Annotated in this window: 14 protein-coding genes; 6 read left to right on the top strand and 8 right to left on the bottom strand. The window is 41.6% G+C overall.

The annotated features are described in order from the left end of the window. Nucleotides 1–54: 54 nt before the first annotated feature. Together ACM0OR_RS15795 and ACM0OR_RS15790 are read right to left on the bottom strand one after the other, a co-directional pair. Nucleotides 55–261, bottom strand: a complete 207-nt coding sequence (locus ACM0OR_RS15795) for a hypothetical protein (protein ID WP_414577288.1) — start codon at nucleotides 259–261, stop codon at nucleotides 55–57. Between the two features lie 23 nt (nucleotides 262–284). Next, entirely contained in the window at nucleotides 285–1,142 is an 858-nt protein-coding gene (locus tag ACM0OR_RS15790; protein ID WP_414577286.1) for a helix-turn-helix domain-containing protein, read from the bottom strand. A 193-nt stretch (nucleotides 1,143–1,335) separates the two neighbouring features. On the opposite strand from ACM0OR_RS15790, the gene ACM0OR_RS15785 reads away from it, so the two are divergent. The 3 genes from ACM0OR_RS15785 to ACM0OR_RS15775 all read left to right on the top strand — a co-directional run bounded on the left by ACM0OR_RS15785 (nucleotide 1,336) and on the right by ACM0OR_RS15775 (nucleotide 4,307). Then, on the top strand, nucleotides 1,336–2,235 hold the full coding sequence (locus ACM0OR_RS15785; protein ID WP_414577284.1) for an alpha/beta hydrolase: 900 nt from the start codon (nucleotides 1,336–1,338) through the stop codon (nucleotides 2,233–2,235). Between the two features lie 188 nt (nucleotides 2,236–2,423). Then, a complete protein-coding gene (locus tag ACM0OR_RS15780; protein ID WP_414577282.1) occupies nucleotides 2,424–3,458 on the top strand; it encodes a helix-turn-helix domain-containing protein in 1,035 nt (344 codons plus the stop codon). A gap of 114 nt (nucleotides 3,459–3,572) precedes the next feature. Continuing rightward, nucleotides 3,573–4,307: a phosphoadenylyl-sulfate reductase gene (locus ACM0OR_RS15775; RefSeq protein WP_414577281.1), complete on the top strand. Its 735-nt coding sequence runs from the start codon at nucleotides 3,573–3,575 to the stop codon at nucleotides 4,305–4,307. Between the two features lie 122 nt (nucleotides 4,308–4,429). Here ACM0OR_RS15775 and ACM0OR_RS15770 read toward each other — a convergent pair whose 3' ends face one another. The 6 genes from ACM0OR_RS15770 to ACM0OR_RS15745 form a co-directional block, all read right to left on the bottom strand. Beyond that, entirely contained in the window at nucleotides 4,430–4,681 is a 252-nt protein-coding gene (locus ACM0OR_RS15770) for a hypothetical protein (protein ID WP_414577279.1), read from the bottom strand. 4 nt (nucleotides 4,682–4,685) lie between these two features. Next, complete coding sequence (locus ACM0OR_RS15765; RefSeq protein ID WP_414577277.1) at nucleotides 4,686–4,913, bottom strand: DNA-binding protein; 228 nt, start codon at nucleotides 4,911–4,913, stop codon at nucleotides 4,686–4,688. Nucleotides 4,914–4,932: 19 nt separating this feature from the next. Next, on the bottom strand, nucleotides 4,933–5,472 hold the full coding sequence (locus ACM0OR_RS15760; protein ID WP_414577275.1) for a DOMON-like domain-containing protein: 540 nt from the start codon (nucleotides 5,470–5,472) through the stop codon (nucleotides 4,933–4,935). Then, a complete protein-coding gene (locus ACM0OR_RS15755; protein WP_414577273.1) occupies nucleotides 5,469–6,587 on the bottom strand; it encodes a phosphotransferase enzyme family protein in 1,119 nt (372 codons plus the stop codon). Before ACM0OR_RS15755 ends, ACM0OR_RS15760 begins: the two co-directional genes overlap by 4 nt. 172 nt (nucleotides 6,588–6,759) lie before the next feature. Continuing rightward, entirely contained in the window at nucleotides 6,760–8,517 is a 1,758-nt protein-coding gene (locus tag ACM0OR_RS15750; protein ID WP_414577271.1) for an ATP-binding protein, read from the bottom strand. Between the two features lie 179 nt (nucleotides 8,518–8,696). Further along, entirely contained in the window at nucleotides 8,697–8,933 is a 237-nt protein-coding gene (locus tag ACM0OR_RS15745; RefSeq protein WP_190704826.1) for a hypothetical protein, read from the bottom strand. A 510-nt stretch (nucleotides 8,934–9,443) separates the two neighbouring features. On the opposite strand from ACM0OR_RS15745, the gene lepA reads away from it, so the two are divergent. The 3 genes from lepA (at nucleotide 9,444) to ACM0OR_RS15730 (ending at nucleotide 13,892) form a co-directional block, all read left to right on the top strand. Beyond that, nucleotides 9,444–11,255: a translation elongation factor 4 gene (gene lepA / locus ACM0OR_RS15740; RefSeq protein WP_323265730.1), complete on the top strand. Its 1,812-nt coding sequence runs from the start codon at nucleotides 9,444–9,446 to the stop codon at nucleotides 11,253–11,255. Nucleotides 11,256–11,556: 301 nt separating this feature from the next. Continuing rightward, complete coding sequence (locus ACM0OR_RS15735) at nucleotides 11,557–12,744, top strand: glycosyltransferase family 4 protein (RefSeq protein WP_414577270.1); 1,188 nt, start codon at nucleotides 11,557–11,559, stop codon at nucleotides 12,742–12,744. A gap of 143 nt (nucleotides 12,745–12,887) precedes the next feature. Next, entirely contained in the window at nucleotides 12,888–13,892 is a 1,005-nt protein-coding gene (locus ACM0OR_RS15730; protein ID WP_414577268.1) for a cyanophycinase, read from the top strand. Nucleotides 13,893–14,100: the final 208 nt, after the last annotated feature.

Genomic DNA, 14,100 nt, shown 5'->3' with positions numbered 1-14,100 from the left:
ATCTAGCATCCCTAGGTTCTATAGATGATGTTTTTTGTCAATGCGTAAGTCCTATCATAATTCAATTAATTCAAAAATTGATGAAATAGAGATGTTTGTTGCACCTGTATTCTGTATCGTAAGTGTTCCAAATGTTCCCATAGTAAAATACCCACCACTGACCTGAGTACAGGTACAGTGGGGAGTGCTGTTAGTGGTAGCGCGGCGTTTAGCCGGTGCTGAGTGGGGATAGTGACTCATACCCAAAGCCCGATACCCCATACCTCATAACCATTACCTATAGACTATTGACCTCTGAACTCCGATGTATAAGTTACTTGTTTAACTTCTCCTTGTCCCCCTAAAGGTTGTGAAGGTTGATTATCAACAGCCACCAACACAGCACCAGCATTACCAGAACGCACAGTCAACTCTTTTTGTGCTACCCAAGTTCTTCGTTCTCCCTTGGTTAAATTACCGACAAACTCTGTCTTACCATCTGCTGTGACTTGTAACCACGAATCACCTTGTAGTTCTAAGGTGATTGTCAGATTGGAATTATCTGTGCTGTTAGGTAAAGCTGATGATTCTGTCGTTACAGGTAATGAAGTGGCTACTGACGGTGTTTCTTGGGGAATAGAATTTTGTTGATTAGCTAGATTTTCATCTGTGGGTGAAGAGACTACTTGTGAGGGGGTAGTTTGTTCAACTTGACTGGATACAGAATTTTTTTTGTTGGTTAAAGATTCGGCTATGAGTTTAGGATTGAGGACATAAATTAGCCCAGTGCAAGCAATACCTAATAACAAAATATAGGTTACAACAAGAGGTATGCGAATTTGAGAATTTTTGTCTGAATTTCCCTTTTCATGCTTGGAATTTATATGAGAGTTTGGAGGTAAAGCATTAACCGTAAAGGAATTGGCAACAGCCGTACCATCTAACCCCACAATATCTGCATAACGACGGAGGAATCCTTGAACATAAACCCGTTCTGGTAATTCTTCAAAGTCTCCTGCATCTAGAGCTTTTAAGAACGATAATCGAATATGTGTTTTAGCAGCTACTTCTTCTATACGTATAGATTTTTCTTCTCTGGCTTGCCGTAAATATCTACTTATTTTCAGCAATTGTTCTTTTTGCGTCTCATTTAATAGTGTCACGGTCTGCTCCTAGTTTTAGCTAATGTTTACTATTCACCAGTGAGACTACTTAAGTAAGGTAAATATTATTACTATTTCATGCAATGATGAAATTTTTCACCGATTTTAATTTTAATTAGAATTGAAGAATATTAACCTTTTTTGGGCATTAAAAAATTATTGTCTTTATCAATATTTGTTAAATCATCACATTATGCCGATAATCATCAAAAAATTACCCGTTGTGTTACAAATATGTTGCAAGTGGCTACCGTTAGTAACGACAGTTGTTGCGATCGCGTATCTGACTCTGTGTATATTAGTCTCACGCCAACAAACTCGCTTGATATTTTTTCCCTCTACTGTCATTGAATTTACACCAGAGTATTTTAGTATCCCCTATGAGGATGTTTGGCTACCTGTTACAGCCGAGTCTGGTCAGGTAGAACGTCTCCACGCTTGGTGGATGCCAAGCAAAAAACCGAATGCTAAGGTGTTATTGTATTTACACGGTAACGGTAAGAACATTAGTGCAAATCTGAGTCATGCTCACAGATTTTACCAGCTAGGATTTTCTGTGTTGCTGATTGACTACCGAGGGTATGGCCGCAGTGAAGGTTCGTTTCCCAATGAAATGAATGTTTATCAAGATGCTGAAACCGCCTGGAATTACTTAGTACAGCAAAGACAAATCCCCCCTAAGCAGATTTTTCTCTATGGTCATTCGTTAGGGGGGGCTGTAGCCATTGATTTAGCACTAAAACAACCAAAAGCCGCAGGATTAATTGTCGAAGGCTCTTTTACTTCTGTGCGGGATGTTATAGATTATCGCAATATGTTTCGGTTATTTCCAGTTAATTTACTTTTGACACAGCGATTTGAATCTATTGAAAAAATACCTCAATTAAAAATGCCCATTTTATTCATTCATGGTACTGCTGATTCTACAATACCCGCCTTTATGAGCCAGAAATTGTATGCTGTTGCCCCTGAACCTAAAAAACTCATTTTGGTTCAAGGTGCAGATCATAACGACGTAGGAAAAGTAGCAGGGATGCAATATCTACAATGGGTAGAGGCTTTTGTGCAGAAGTCAATGGTTAATAGTCAATAGTCATTATTTAAGAAGCATTGGGTATTAGGCATTGTGCATCTAGCAAAGGATAGATTGCCATTATCAATTAAATTGGTATGAGTTAATAAGTTAGTAAAATTCATCCCAAACCTTCCTGATTTACGTATGGAGAAGAAGGAGAAATTATACATAATGGTTTGGGTTGTTTAGTCAAATATACTTTAATTATGTCTACCGCATCTGTGTATTTATTAAATATGCCAGGAAAGTCGGCAGTTACCCTTTCTCAAGATGAATTGCGATCGCTCTTGGGTCAGATTGAGGCTGAACTTCATCGTAGTGAAATTTATCGCCGGATTGTAGCTAGGTTACAAACCTTATTAGGTGATGCTGGTGAACAAGCCACAGTGTTATGTAAAGCTGTAGGTAGAGAAGCGATTGGTTTGGCATTCCAGCAATTTGCACAACAAGATTCAGTAGAAGATTATACTGAGATTGCAGCGAATATTAAACCAGAAAATTCCAGTGCTTTATCTAATTGCCAGACACAAGCAGCGTTAACCTCAGAGACAAGCAGTATAAATACAGGTGTAAATATTGCTACAGATAGAGAAAGTACAACAAACACTCACAACAACCCAGTAACCAGACTCAGCCAGTGGTTGCACTCAAACAACAAGCCTTCTAAAGCTGAGTTAGCCAAACAAATGGCAGAACAACACCGCCTAGAAACCATACGCCAAATAGGTTGGCAATTAAAGCAAGCCCGTGAGTCTCAATATTTGAGTGTAGAGCAACTGCAAGTCTATACTCACATCCCAGTCCAACAAATGGAAGCAGTGGAAAATGCCAATTTTGAGTTTTTGCCAGAAGATGTATGTTTGCGGGGTTTTATCCGCGTCATGGGCAATGCTTTAGGAATCAATGGCACAATTTTGGCAGCTTCTCTACCCACACCTGGCACAGTCAAATCAATTTTGCCCTCGTTGTATCAGCCTCAGAAAGATGCTTTAAACTTGAGATTAGAAATACGTCCACTACATTTATATCTAGGTTATACAGCCCTTGTTGCTGGCGCAGTCGGAGGATTATCTCATCTATCTCAGCCATCAACCACTAACAATTTAGTGAATTCACCAGTTCCATCGGTTTCCCAGTCACTACAGCACCAAGCTGATGTCACTACTAAACCAGGAATCAAATCTAGTGCGGATGGTAGTATCAGTGTGGGCAATGATATCGCACCACCGGAAGCTCTTTAACTAAATTTTTCCTGTGATTTTCTTGGCACTATGTAAGTCTATTTTGCCAGGGTTGTCATAACGGCATCTTAAACTTGGTAAAATTCAGGGTGCGACAGAGGAGAACATTTAGATATGCTAGCCACCCATACGGATTTAAATATAGCTGCCTTAGAAGCAGAATATAGTCAAAAATCACCAAGGGAAATTCTCAAATTTGCCCTAGAAACCTTTAACAACCTAGCAATTTCTTTCAGTGGTGCTGAGGATGTTGTGCTAATTGATATTGCTTCCAAGATTACCAAAAACTTCCGCGTGTTTACACTTGATACCGGCAGGTTACACCCAGAAACATATCAATTCTTAGATAAAGTTAGAGAACATTATGGGATCAAATTAGAAGTAATGTTCCCTGATGCTGCGGAAGTTCAAGCTTTGGTAGAAGAGAAGGGATTGTATAGTTTCTATCAAGATGGTCACAAAGAATGCTGTGGAGTTCGCAAAGTCAGACCACTGCGGCGCAAACTCAACACTCTGGATGCTTGGGTGACAGGACAGCGCAAAGACCAAAGTCCCAGCACTCGCAACCATATCCCTGTAATTGAAGTTGATAGTGCCTTTTCCACTGAAGACCATCAATTGATTAAGTTCAACCCCTTGGCAAATTGGTCTTCTACTGAAGTGTGGGAATATATCCGCGCTTTAGATGTGCCTTACAACAAATTGCACGAACGCGGTTTTGTGAGTATTGGTTGCGAACCCTGCACTAGAGCAGTGTTACCGAGTCAGCATGAACGTGAAGGACGCTGGTGGTGGGAAGAGTCTACTGCTAAGGAGTGTGGTTTGCACGCGGGTAACTTGCAGAAATAGTTAGTCATTCCACCAGATGTAGAGGCGTGGCCATGGTACGTCTCTACAAACCAATTTGTGTATGAACAAGCGATGAGACCCTCATTAATCAATCGCTGTCTTTACTCAGTATTCAGCACTATTCACCTATAAATGTGCATAAATAAGGAATAACCGCTAGCTGCCAAAATGAATAAGATGGTTGCAGTAAATATTACTATATCTCTGATTATAAATAAAATCCAATCTTTTCTGAGTTCTTGTCTAAACTTGAGTTCTCGCAGCTTGCGCTCAAGTTTTGCATCGTCTTCTGGCTGTTTGTTTACTGTTAATATAATTAGTGGATTTTCACCTTTGGAGGCAATTACTTGAGATAAATCTTTTACATCTGTCATGCTGTTAGATGCCAATAATTTCAGTTTCCAGATTTTGTTGATCGTCTGTAATCCAGAGATGTTTGCCTTTTAGCTTGGCTTCTACTGCTACTTCCAAGAGTGCAATCGCTTTGAGAAATACTTCAGTGTTATCTCCATTAATTTGTTGTACTAGATTGTTTATTGTTTCATATAATTCTGGCGATAAATCTAAATTGATTTGAATTCTTTGGGGTCTATTTTGTGTAGTCATATCTATTTAAACTTCTAAATCACAACTCAATAACAAAACTTTCCCGGAGGTGAAAGTCAGCCTCTGCGCCTGTATGTGCTAATGCCCAGTAAGTTACATAACCATTTTGTTGTTTAATTACAGTAGTTATTGCAACATCAATAGCTTGGTTTTCTAAAATAATTTTAGCTAAATTGAACTTCAATGAAAGCAATAAACTATCTGATTGATGCTGGACACTAAAAGGAAGTTCAGCAAAAGCTGTTTCCTCTTGCATACCTTGGCGATAGTTATCAAAGCGATATATATTCCAATGTCCAGCAGGGGAAAGATTGAATTCCCAATAATGTTGAGAATTCTTGACACCAATAAAGAACTCAAAGCAGGTATTTTCCCATAGTTTATGCTGGCGGGTTGGTGTGTCTACAGGTGTGGGAATAACAACTTCTTCTAAGTCGCCTGTTAGTTGGTAATTAATGTCGAGATGATTACTATGATGGCTAATATTACCTGTAATTTTTAGATGAGGTAAAGAGTCATCAGTGAGAAATGGTTGTAAAGAAAATGTTTGATGGTTCATTTCAAGTCTTGAATTATTTGGCGAATCTGGGTTGCTTGAGATTCAATACTTTCAGTTAGCTTAAACTGGACGATCGCTCTTGCTAAGTTATGTTCTGAATGCTTCACTTTAAAGTAGACATTCCCAGCTAAATAATCAGCAAAAAATCGCAGTCCCAACTCAAAGGCGATGAGGCGAATAGCATCGTATATATACGCGTAATCGTTTTCAGTCAAAAATGCTTTAGCAACGGAGAGATAACCCTGTAATATTCCCTGACATAAATCTGTATCAAAATAAACGCTTTCCCAATCTGCGGTTTCTTCACCAACGGGATTGCAACCAGAACGCAAGCAGTCACCAATGTCATAATGTACTAATCCCGGCTTTACGGTATCCAGGTCAATCACACTCACTGCTTTTTGAGTAGCAGTATCAAACATGACATTGTTAATTTTAGGATCGCCGTGCATCAGGCGCAGAGGTAACTTACCCTCAGCTTTGGCATTTTCTAGGATATATGCAAAGGTAGTGCGATCGCTCACAAATTGTAAGCAATAATTTACTTCTGGGGATATTTGCGGCGTAGTCCTCGCCAGCACTTCTTGATAATGGCGCAGATAAAGCGGCGTAATATGAAAACCTTCGAGGGTGTCAGCTAGTCTTTGTGGTGGTAAGTCGCTGATCAGGTTGTGAAACATCCCTAAAGCATAGCCAATTTCTTGAGCCTGTTCGAGATTTTGCATTGTGTCGAAAGATTGCGACTGTTCGATAAAGCTAATCGCTCGCCAGAATGAACCTTCGGCATCAATATAATAGTCTTGAGCTTCTTTAGTTGATAGTACGCGCGGCATTTCCCATCGACGATCTAAAGGGGTATGTTGTAGTTTTTGGCAAATATGATCAGTAAAAGTACGCAGATTTTGCATAATCAGTTGGGGTTGGCGAAACACCTGCGTATTGATGCGTTGCAAGATAAAATGCTTGTCCCCAGGAGAATCAATATTTACTAAGAAAGTATCATTAATATTGCCACTGCCAAACGCTTGAACATCCACAATTTGTCCCTGAAGCGTGAATCGTTCAGCAATTGCCACCAGATTTTCTACGCCATGCGTCCTGATAACTGTTGTCATATTCGTTTTTCCTACTCCCCACACTTAAATTGCACGAAGGCAATAGGAAACTATAGTAGCGTAAGTTTCACGTTAGGTCTGTATATAAGTGTTGCAAATATTGCGATCGCCTCCCCACTCACAACTCAGCACTCAGCACTCAGCACTCAGCACGGGCTAACGCCCCGCTCCGCTAACAGCACTCCCCACTCACATTGTCAGTGGAAGACAGCATGACTGGTTGTTGATACAGGGGGACAGTGAAGGTGACAGTAGAACCAAGTCCTTCACCGAGACTGTAAAAATGTACTTCCCCACCCATAGCCTCTACTAGTTTCTGAGATATTGCCAATCCCAAACCTGTCCCACCGTACTGGCGGGTACGCGAACCATCTACCTGTGAGAATAGTTGAAATAGCTTGTCTTGTTGGTCTAGGGAAACACCAATACCTGTGTCTGCTACCCTGACTCTCACCATGCCAGGAAACTGCTGTTCTGGAAATTTCCCTTTGTGAACTACAATATCAGCACTAACAGTAATACCACCTTCGTGGGTGAATTTGATGGCATTACCTGTTAAATTCAGCATGACTTGCAACAACCTTTGGTAATTACCTTGGACAATGATGTCATCTGAAGTGGGAGGTAATTGCATCCTGAAGCTGAGGTTTTTTACTGCTGCTTGGGGACACATGAAGTTTTCAACATCAGCAAATAGCTCATCTAGCTTGACAGGAGCGCAAACTAACTCCATTTTACCTGCTTCGATTTTTGCTATATCTAAGATGTCGTTAATGACAGTTAGCAGATGTAAAGATAGTTCGTGGGCTTCTTCTAAAAACTGATTGGTTTCATCTACATCATCTACCATACCGTCTAAAATCAGCTTTAAGAAACCAATCATCCCGTTGAGGGGGGTACGAATTTCATGGGAGACGTTAGCGAGAAACTCACTTTTGAGGCGGGAGGCTTCTTCAGCTTTTTGTCTGGCTGCTTCTAGTTCTTTATATAAGGTAGCGTGAGCGATCGCAGTTCCTAACTGATCTGCTACTTCTGTAGCTAGTTCTAATTCCCCATCTGTTAATGGGTGACATTGATCTGGCAGATTAATCGCAATTAAAGCATTGGCTTGGTCTTGATAGCAGGTAGCCACTACTAAAATTTTTTGTTGTGGGCAGAGATTATACCCTGGAACTTCCATGACTACGGGTTCTAAGGTTGCCAAGGCTTGAGCAAAGGCTGGTTCAGTATTGACATCAATTTCTAACCCCAGCATGGAAGGCCGTTCTGGTTGATGATACTCTGCTATCACCCGCACTTTGGAACTGGTGGGTTGATAAGGGCAAATAATACACCGTTCTAGCTGCAATGCCTTGCCTAAACTATCAACTGTTTGCTGCCAGATTACATCTAAATCTAATGTCCGTCGGATATTTCTGGTAATTTTGTTGACTAGTTTTTGGTGTTTTTGCGATCGCAATTCTAAATCTATCTGGTGCTGTGGATTAATTGCTACATTTACTTCTTGAGTATTAACTTTAACTTGTAATAACCTACCCGTTACTAAGACTGTAGTCGCGTTAGTTCCCAGGGGCGGAATCATCGGACAAATTGCCAACTCCAACTCGAATAAATTGCGATCGCACTTAAACCAGCATTGACACCTTTCGGGAACTAAACTAGTTAAAATTCGATGCACTCTTTCCAAATAGGCAGCCTGATCTACTGGGATAAAGACTTCCTCCGCATTGCATTCAGTAGCTATACGTTCCGGGTTAAAACCCAAAAGGTCAGTCTTCTGCCAATAAAAAGACAGGTAACGCCCTGTTCCATCCTGCGTATATACCAACTCAGCACCAAGGGTTGGTAACAAGCGATCAGCTTTAGAGTTGATCGATTCCAGATTTTGGGGAAATATGTTTGGCAATTGGGAGTTGGCAGTAATAGTCATTACATCGAGTTGGATAGAAGAATGGCAACTCAAAACAGTTTTACTTAAACTAGGCAAAGCTTGGCATAAAAATTTACAGCTTTTACACACTGAGTATTGCGTATTTTAGCTGTTCTGGAATCTAGATTGACCAACTTTACATTTTTCGGCTTGATTCTTTACAGGCTATTTATGAAATCTCAATCATTCCATTCCCCCCTCGGTGGAACGGGGATGCGATGAGGGGTGCGTGTCAGTTCATCATCTCTAAGAATCTCACCCCGCAACCATTGGCGAATCGCTACTTCAATCACCTTACTCGGATCATCAGTGAGATGCTGGATTTGCTCCAGTAAATCCGAGTCCAGGCGGACAGCGATTTCTACCTTATCGGCTGAGATGGACTCCGCATCGGTAGCTCTTTCTTTCATATTCATAGGTTTATATACTCAGGAACGGTCTTCTCACCAGCTTTGTAAAGCAGTTGTATCTACTGTTCGGGTTGTTTACTGACAAAATGTTAAAAGTTTATAGTTACATAGTTCCCCGAAATTTAATCAAACTAACAGCATCAGGTAGCAAGTTGCTATTTTCATAGCGGCTTCCAGACAATCGGCGGAAGTTTTGTCAGTAACTTAGAATATCAGGGCAATTACAGGCAGCAATTGACCATCATCTCTACACTATGTACTTACATATATTTATTGTACGCTTCAGGTTGATGAATACTAGCAGCGAAAAATGGACTTTATAGAGATTCTTAAAAAGTCTGTTGGGAATCTTTAAAAATGGGGACTGGGGAATAAAAAGTAAAAATAATTTACTTTATGCCCAATGCCCAATGATTATTGACTATATAACTAGCAGCGTCTTGGCGAAGAAAGCATTAAAATACATGAAGTAAATAGCTTTTTAACCTTGGTTGCTGCTTCAGCAAAGATTAGTATATGACTGACGTTCCCGCAGTTCGCATTCGCAATTTCTGTATTATTGCCCACATTGACCACGGGAAATCAACCCTTGCCGATCGCCTTCTGCAAGCCACTGGCACAGTTGAGAATCGGCAGATGAAGGAACAGTTTCTCGACAACATGGATCTGGAACGGGAGCGCGGCATTACAATTAAGCTGCAAGCTGCCCGGATGAACTATCAAGCTAAGGATGGTCAGCAGTATGTGCTGAACTTAATTGATACTCCAGGCCATGTGGATTTCTCTTATGAAGTGTCACGCAGTTTGGCGGCGTGTGAGGGGGCGTTGTTGGTGGTGGATGCGTCCCAAGGTGTAGAGGCGCAAACTCTCGCCAATGTTTATTTAGCCCTGGAACATAATCTAGAGATTATCCCCGTTCTCAATAAAATTGACTTACCTGGGGCAGATCCAAACCGGGTAATCGGTGAAATTGAGGAAATTATTGGTCTAGATTGCAGTGGGGCAATTTTAGCCTCAGCCAAAGAGGGAATTGGGATTGATGAAATTCTCGAAACCATTGTAGAACGTGTGCCACCAGCACCTGATAACGTCAATGAACGCTTACGGGCGTTAATTTTTGATAGCTACTATGATGCCTATAGAGGTGTCATAGTATACTTCCGTGTGATGGATGGGAGAGTGAAAAAAGGCGATCGCGTCTATCTAATGGCCTCCGAGAAAGAATACGAAATCGACGAGTTAGGTATTCTCTGTCCCACCCAGAAACAAGTCGATGAACTCCACGCCGGGGAAGTGGGTTACTTCGCCGCCGCCATTAAAGCTGTAGCTGATGCACGGGTGGGTGATACCATTACCCTCGCTAATGCCAAAGCCGCAGAAGCTTTACCTGGATACACAGAAGCCAACCCAATGGTTTTTTGTGGGATGTTCCCCATTGATGCTGACCAATTTGAAGATTTACGGGAGGCTTTAGAAAAGCTGCGGCTGAATGATGCGGCGTTAAAGTACGAACCAGAAACTTCCAGTGCGATGGGGTTTGGTTTCCGATGCGGTTTCTTGGGTTTGCTGCACATGGAAATCGTTCAAGAACGCCTAGAAAGAGAATACAACCTGGATTTAATTATTACAGCCCCCTCTGTTGTTTATAAGGTGATCACTATCAAGGGTGAAGAACTGTACATTGATAACCCTAGCCATTTACCTGCTCCCAACGATCGCGAACGCATTGAAGAACCCTATGTCAAAGTAGAAATGATTACACCAGAAACCTACGTTGGCACTTTGATGGAGTTGTCGCAAAATCGCCGGGGTGTGTTCAAAGATATGAAATATCTCACCCAAGGACGTACCACCCTGACGTATGAGTTACCTTTGGCGGAAGTCGTCACCGACTTTTTTGATCAAATGAAATCGCGATCGCGCGGTTATGCCAGCATGGAATATCATGTGATTGGCTACCGTGAAAATCCCTTGGTGAAGTTGGATATCATGATCAACGGTGATCCTGTGGATTCCTTGGCCATGATTGTCCACCGCGACAAAGCCTATAACATGGGACGATCAATGGCGGAAAAACTCAAAGAACTGATTCCCCGCCACCAATTCAAAGTACCCATTCAAGCCTCCATTGGTAGTAAAGTAATTGCCAGTGAACACATCCCCGCCTTGCGGAAAGATGTCCTCGCCAAATGCTACGGCGGTGATATCAGCCGGAAGAAGAAACTCCTCCAGAAACAGGCTAAAGGTAAAAAGCGGATGAAATCTGTGGGAACAGTAGATGTACCCCAGGAAGCTTTTATGGCTGTGCTGCGTTTAGATCAAACTTGAAGAAGGGGACAGGTTACAGGTTACAGGTGACAGTTTAGTTTTAGATAGGGAACAGGAGATAGGAAACAGGACATATTCTGTTCCCTGTCTCCTGTTCTCTGTTCCCTATAGTGAGGGGTAAGATACTTCATTTCACTTGCACAGGGATCAGCTAATCTAAGAAGTTTCATCAGGATTGATAATTTTTGATCGCTTTTGCCCACATAACTGGGAAAAAATCAGAAAATTTTAGTACATTTACTTACTACAGTTGCCACTCTCATACTTTTAAATCTTTATAAAGCATTGGGGAGTCTCGTTCATGAAGATACTGGTACTAAGTTGGGAGTTTCCACCGAGGATAGTTGGCGGTATTGCGCGTCATGTGGCTGAGTTGTACCCCGAACTAGTCAAACTAGGCCATGAAATCCACTTAATCACAGTAGAGATCGGTCATGCTTCGATGTATGAGGTAATAGAGGGCATTCATGTACATCGAGTCCCAGTTTCCCATAGTAATGACTTTTTTCACTGGGTGGTCAACCTCAATCAAAGTATGGGACATCACGGTGGAAAGTTAATTTTAGAGGAAGGTAACTTTGATTTAATCCATGCTCATGATTGGCTAGTTGGAGATGCCGCGATCGCTCTCAAGCATACCTTTAAAATTCCCCTGATTGCTACCATTCACGCCACTGAATACGGACGCTACAACGGCATTCATAATGATGTCCAAAACTATATTCACAGCAAAGAGAACCTACTAGCTTACAATGCTTGGCGAATTATCGTCTGTACCGATTATATGCGCCAAGAGGTAACGCGAGCCTTAGCCAGTCCTGGCGATAAAGTCGATGTGATTTATAACGGTATCCGCCCAGAAAAGAAAAAACATCACGAAGATTTTCACGCCCAAGATTTTCGTCGCCAATTTGCTGAAGACCATGAAAAAATTGTCTACTACGTAGGACGCATGACCTACGAAAAAGGCGTATCAGTTTTAATCAATGCAGCCCCCAAGGTGTTGTGGGAAATGGGGGGTTACGTCAAGTTTGTCATTGTTGGGGGAGGTAACACCGACAATCTCAAACGCCAAGCTTGGGACTTGGGAATTTGGGACAAATTCTATTTTACTGGCTTTCTTTCCGATGAATATTTAGATAAATTCCAAACGGTAGCTGATTGTGCTGTTTTTCCCAGCTTTTACGAACCCTTTGGCATTGTAGCTTTAGAAAGCTTTGCCTCAAGAGTTCCTGTAGTGGTTTCTGATACAGGTGGCTTCCCAGAGGTAGTGCAACATACCAAAACTGGGGTTGTTACCTGGGTGAATGATCCCGATTCTCTAGCGTGGGGAATTTTGGAAGTGTTGCGAAATCCCGGTTATAGCCAATGGCTAGTCGATAATGCCTATGAGGATTTAGAACGCCGTTTTAGCTGGCCGAAATTAGCCCAACAAACTGATGCTGTTTATCGCCGAGTAGTAGAGGAGCGATCGCAAATTGATTGGTAACAAAATGCAGCATCAGCCAAAGCATTAATGTTTATTTTCAACTATTTTGAGCTAAAAAACAACACCAGCCCTGTACGGTGGGAATTTTGCCCTTGGAAGTGCGAAATTAAGCAATAGTTGCACTTTGCTCTAGAAGGTTTAGTATGACAAGGGCATTCCCAAGTATAGCAAGGTTCTTGAAAGCCGTAGGAACTATGTTGTTGAGGGTGATAACCCGTCTTACAGCATACCTGAGATTCGATTTTGATAGCAACACAGCTGAGATTCTGCCCCCATTAGCTGGCCCTGTGTTTAACTTGGGTGGCGGTGGGCCTGATGTAGAAGCAGCTATCCAGTGGATGATCAACCAAGTTAGAGGTGGTGCTAACTCTGTCCAGAAAATTAATGTTGTTGTTATCCGCACCTATGGTAGTCATGACTACAATCGCCTAATTTCTGCCATGAAAGGCGTGAACTCTGTGGACACACTAATAGTGAGCAATCGTCAAGATGCAAATAGAGGTGACATTGTCCAAAAAATCAGAAATGCTGGGGTAATTTTCTTTGCTGGCGGTGATCAATGCCAATACATCCGCAGCTGGAAAAATACCAAGCTTGAAGCTGCCGTTCGTTCAGTTTATCAAAGAGGTGGTGGTATTGGTGGTACTAGTGCCGGGTCAATGATTTTAAGTGATTTCATTTACGATGCTTGTGCTTGCGAAGACCCGATTGAAACTAAGGATGCTCTCGAAGATCCTTACGAGAATATTACCTTTACCTACAACTTTTTCCGATGGCATCATTTGCAGGGAACAATCATTGAGACTCACTTCAATAGTCGTAAACGCATGGGGCGCATTATGGCGTTTATTGCGCGACAAATTCAAGATGGTGTGTCTAGTAGTGCATTAGGTATCGCTGTAAGTGAGGAGACATCGGTAGTTGTAGATAAATATGGTAAGGCGAAAGTAATGGGGAGGAATGCGGCGTATTTTGTTTTAGGAGATCACCCCCCAGAGATATGCAAACCCCGAACACCATTGACATATTACGACTACAAAATTTGGCGTGTTTCTAATGGTGATACCTTTGATTTAAATAATCCACCTAGTAGGGGTTATTATTTTCGGAGTGTGAAACGGGGTAGGTTTGATTCAGATCCGTATTAAATCAGAACGTTTTTTAGAAAGAGATAGGAGGGTAGTAGCGCGGCGAACCTGAAATAGTGCATAAATTATATAGGACTCATATTTGATTTCTGAAAAAAACTTCGGAGACTTTAGAAGTATTTTTCCTACTCCCTACTGTCAGCCTACGCAGATAATTTCAAAAATCAAAGCAGATTCCTATAATCCTTATGGTGTGGGCTTATAGCCT

The sequence above is a fragment of the Anabaena sp. CCY 9402-a genome, from assembly GCF_963920945.1.
In the GTDB taxonomy this organism is placed as follows: domain Bacteria; phylum Cyanobacteriota; class Cyanobacteriia; order Cyanobacteriales; family Nostocaceae; genus Trichormus; species Trichormus minutissimus.
This window is presented reverse-complemented; position numbering and strand designations above follow the sequence as displayed.

Bases quoted from the DNA above. Each gene is read 5' to 3' on its own strand.
- ACM0OR_RS15795 (WP_414577288.1), bottom strand. From the start codon at position 261: ATGGGGTATCGGGCTTTGGGTATGAGTCACTATCCCCACTCAGCACCG.
- ACM0OR_RS15785 (WP_414577284.1), top strand. From the start codon at position 1,336: ATGCCGATAATCATCAAAAAATTACCCGTTGTGTTACAAATATGTTGC.
- ACM0OR_RS15780 (WP_414577282.1), top strand. From the start codon at position 2,424: ATGTCTACCGCATCTGTGTATTTATTAAATATGCCAGGAAAGTCGGCA.
- ACM0OR_RS15775 (WP_414577281.1), top strand. From the start codon at position 3,573: ATGCTAGCCACCCATACGGATTTAAATATAGCTGCCTTAGAAGCAGAA.
- ACM0OR_RS15770 (WP_414577279.1), bottom strand. From the start codon at position 4,681: ATGACAGATGTAAAAGATTTATCTCAAGTAATTGCCTCCAAAGGTGAA.
- ACM0OR_RS15765 (WP_414577277.1), bottom strand. From the start codon at position 4,913: ATGACTACACAAAATAGACCCCAAAGAATTCAAATCAATTTAGATTTA.
- ACM0OR_RS15760 (WP_414577275.1), bottom strand. From the start codon at position 5,472: ATGAACCATCAAACATTTTCTTTACAACCATTTCTCACTGATGACTCT.
- ACM0OR_RS15755 (WP_414577273.1), bottom strand. From the start codon at position 6,587: ATGACAACAGTTATCAGGACGCATGGCGTAGAAAATCTGGTGGCAATT.
- ACM0OR_RS15750 (WP_414577271.1), bottom strand. From the start codon at position 8,517: ATGACTATTACTGCCAACTCCCAATTGCCAAACATATTTCCCCAAAAT.
- ACM0OR_RS15745 (WP_190704826.1), bottom strand. From the start codon at position 8,933: ATGAATATGAAAGAAAGAGCTACCGATGCGGAGTCCATCTCAGCCGAT.
- lepA (WP_323265730.1), top strand. From the start codon at position 9,444: ATGACTGACGTTCCCGCAGTTCGCATTCGCAATTTCTGTATTATTGCC.
- ACM0OR_RS15735 (WP_414577270.1), top strand. From the start codon at position 11,557: ATGAAGATACTGGTACTAAGTTGGGAGTTTCCACCGAGGATAGTTGGC.
- ACM0OR_RS15730 (WP_414577268.1), top strand. From the start codon at position 12,888: ATGACAAGGGCATTCCCAAGTATAGCAAGGTTCTTGAAAGCCGTAGGA.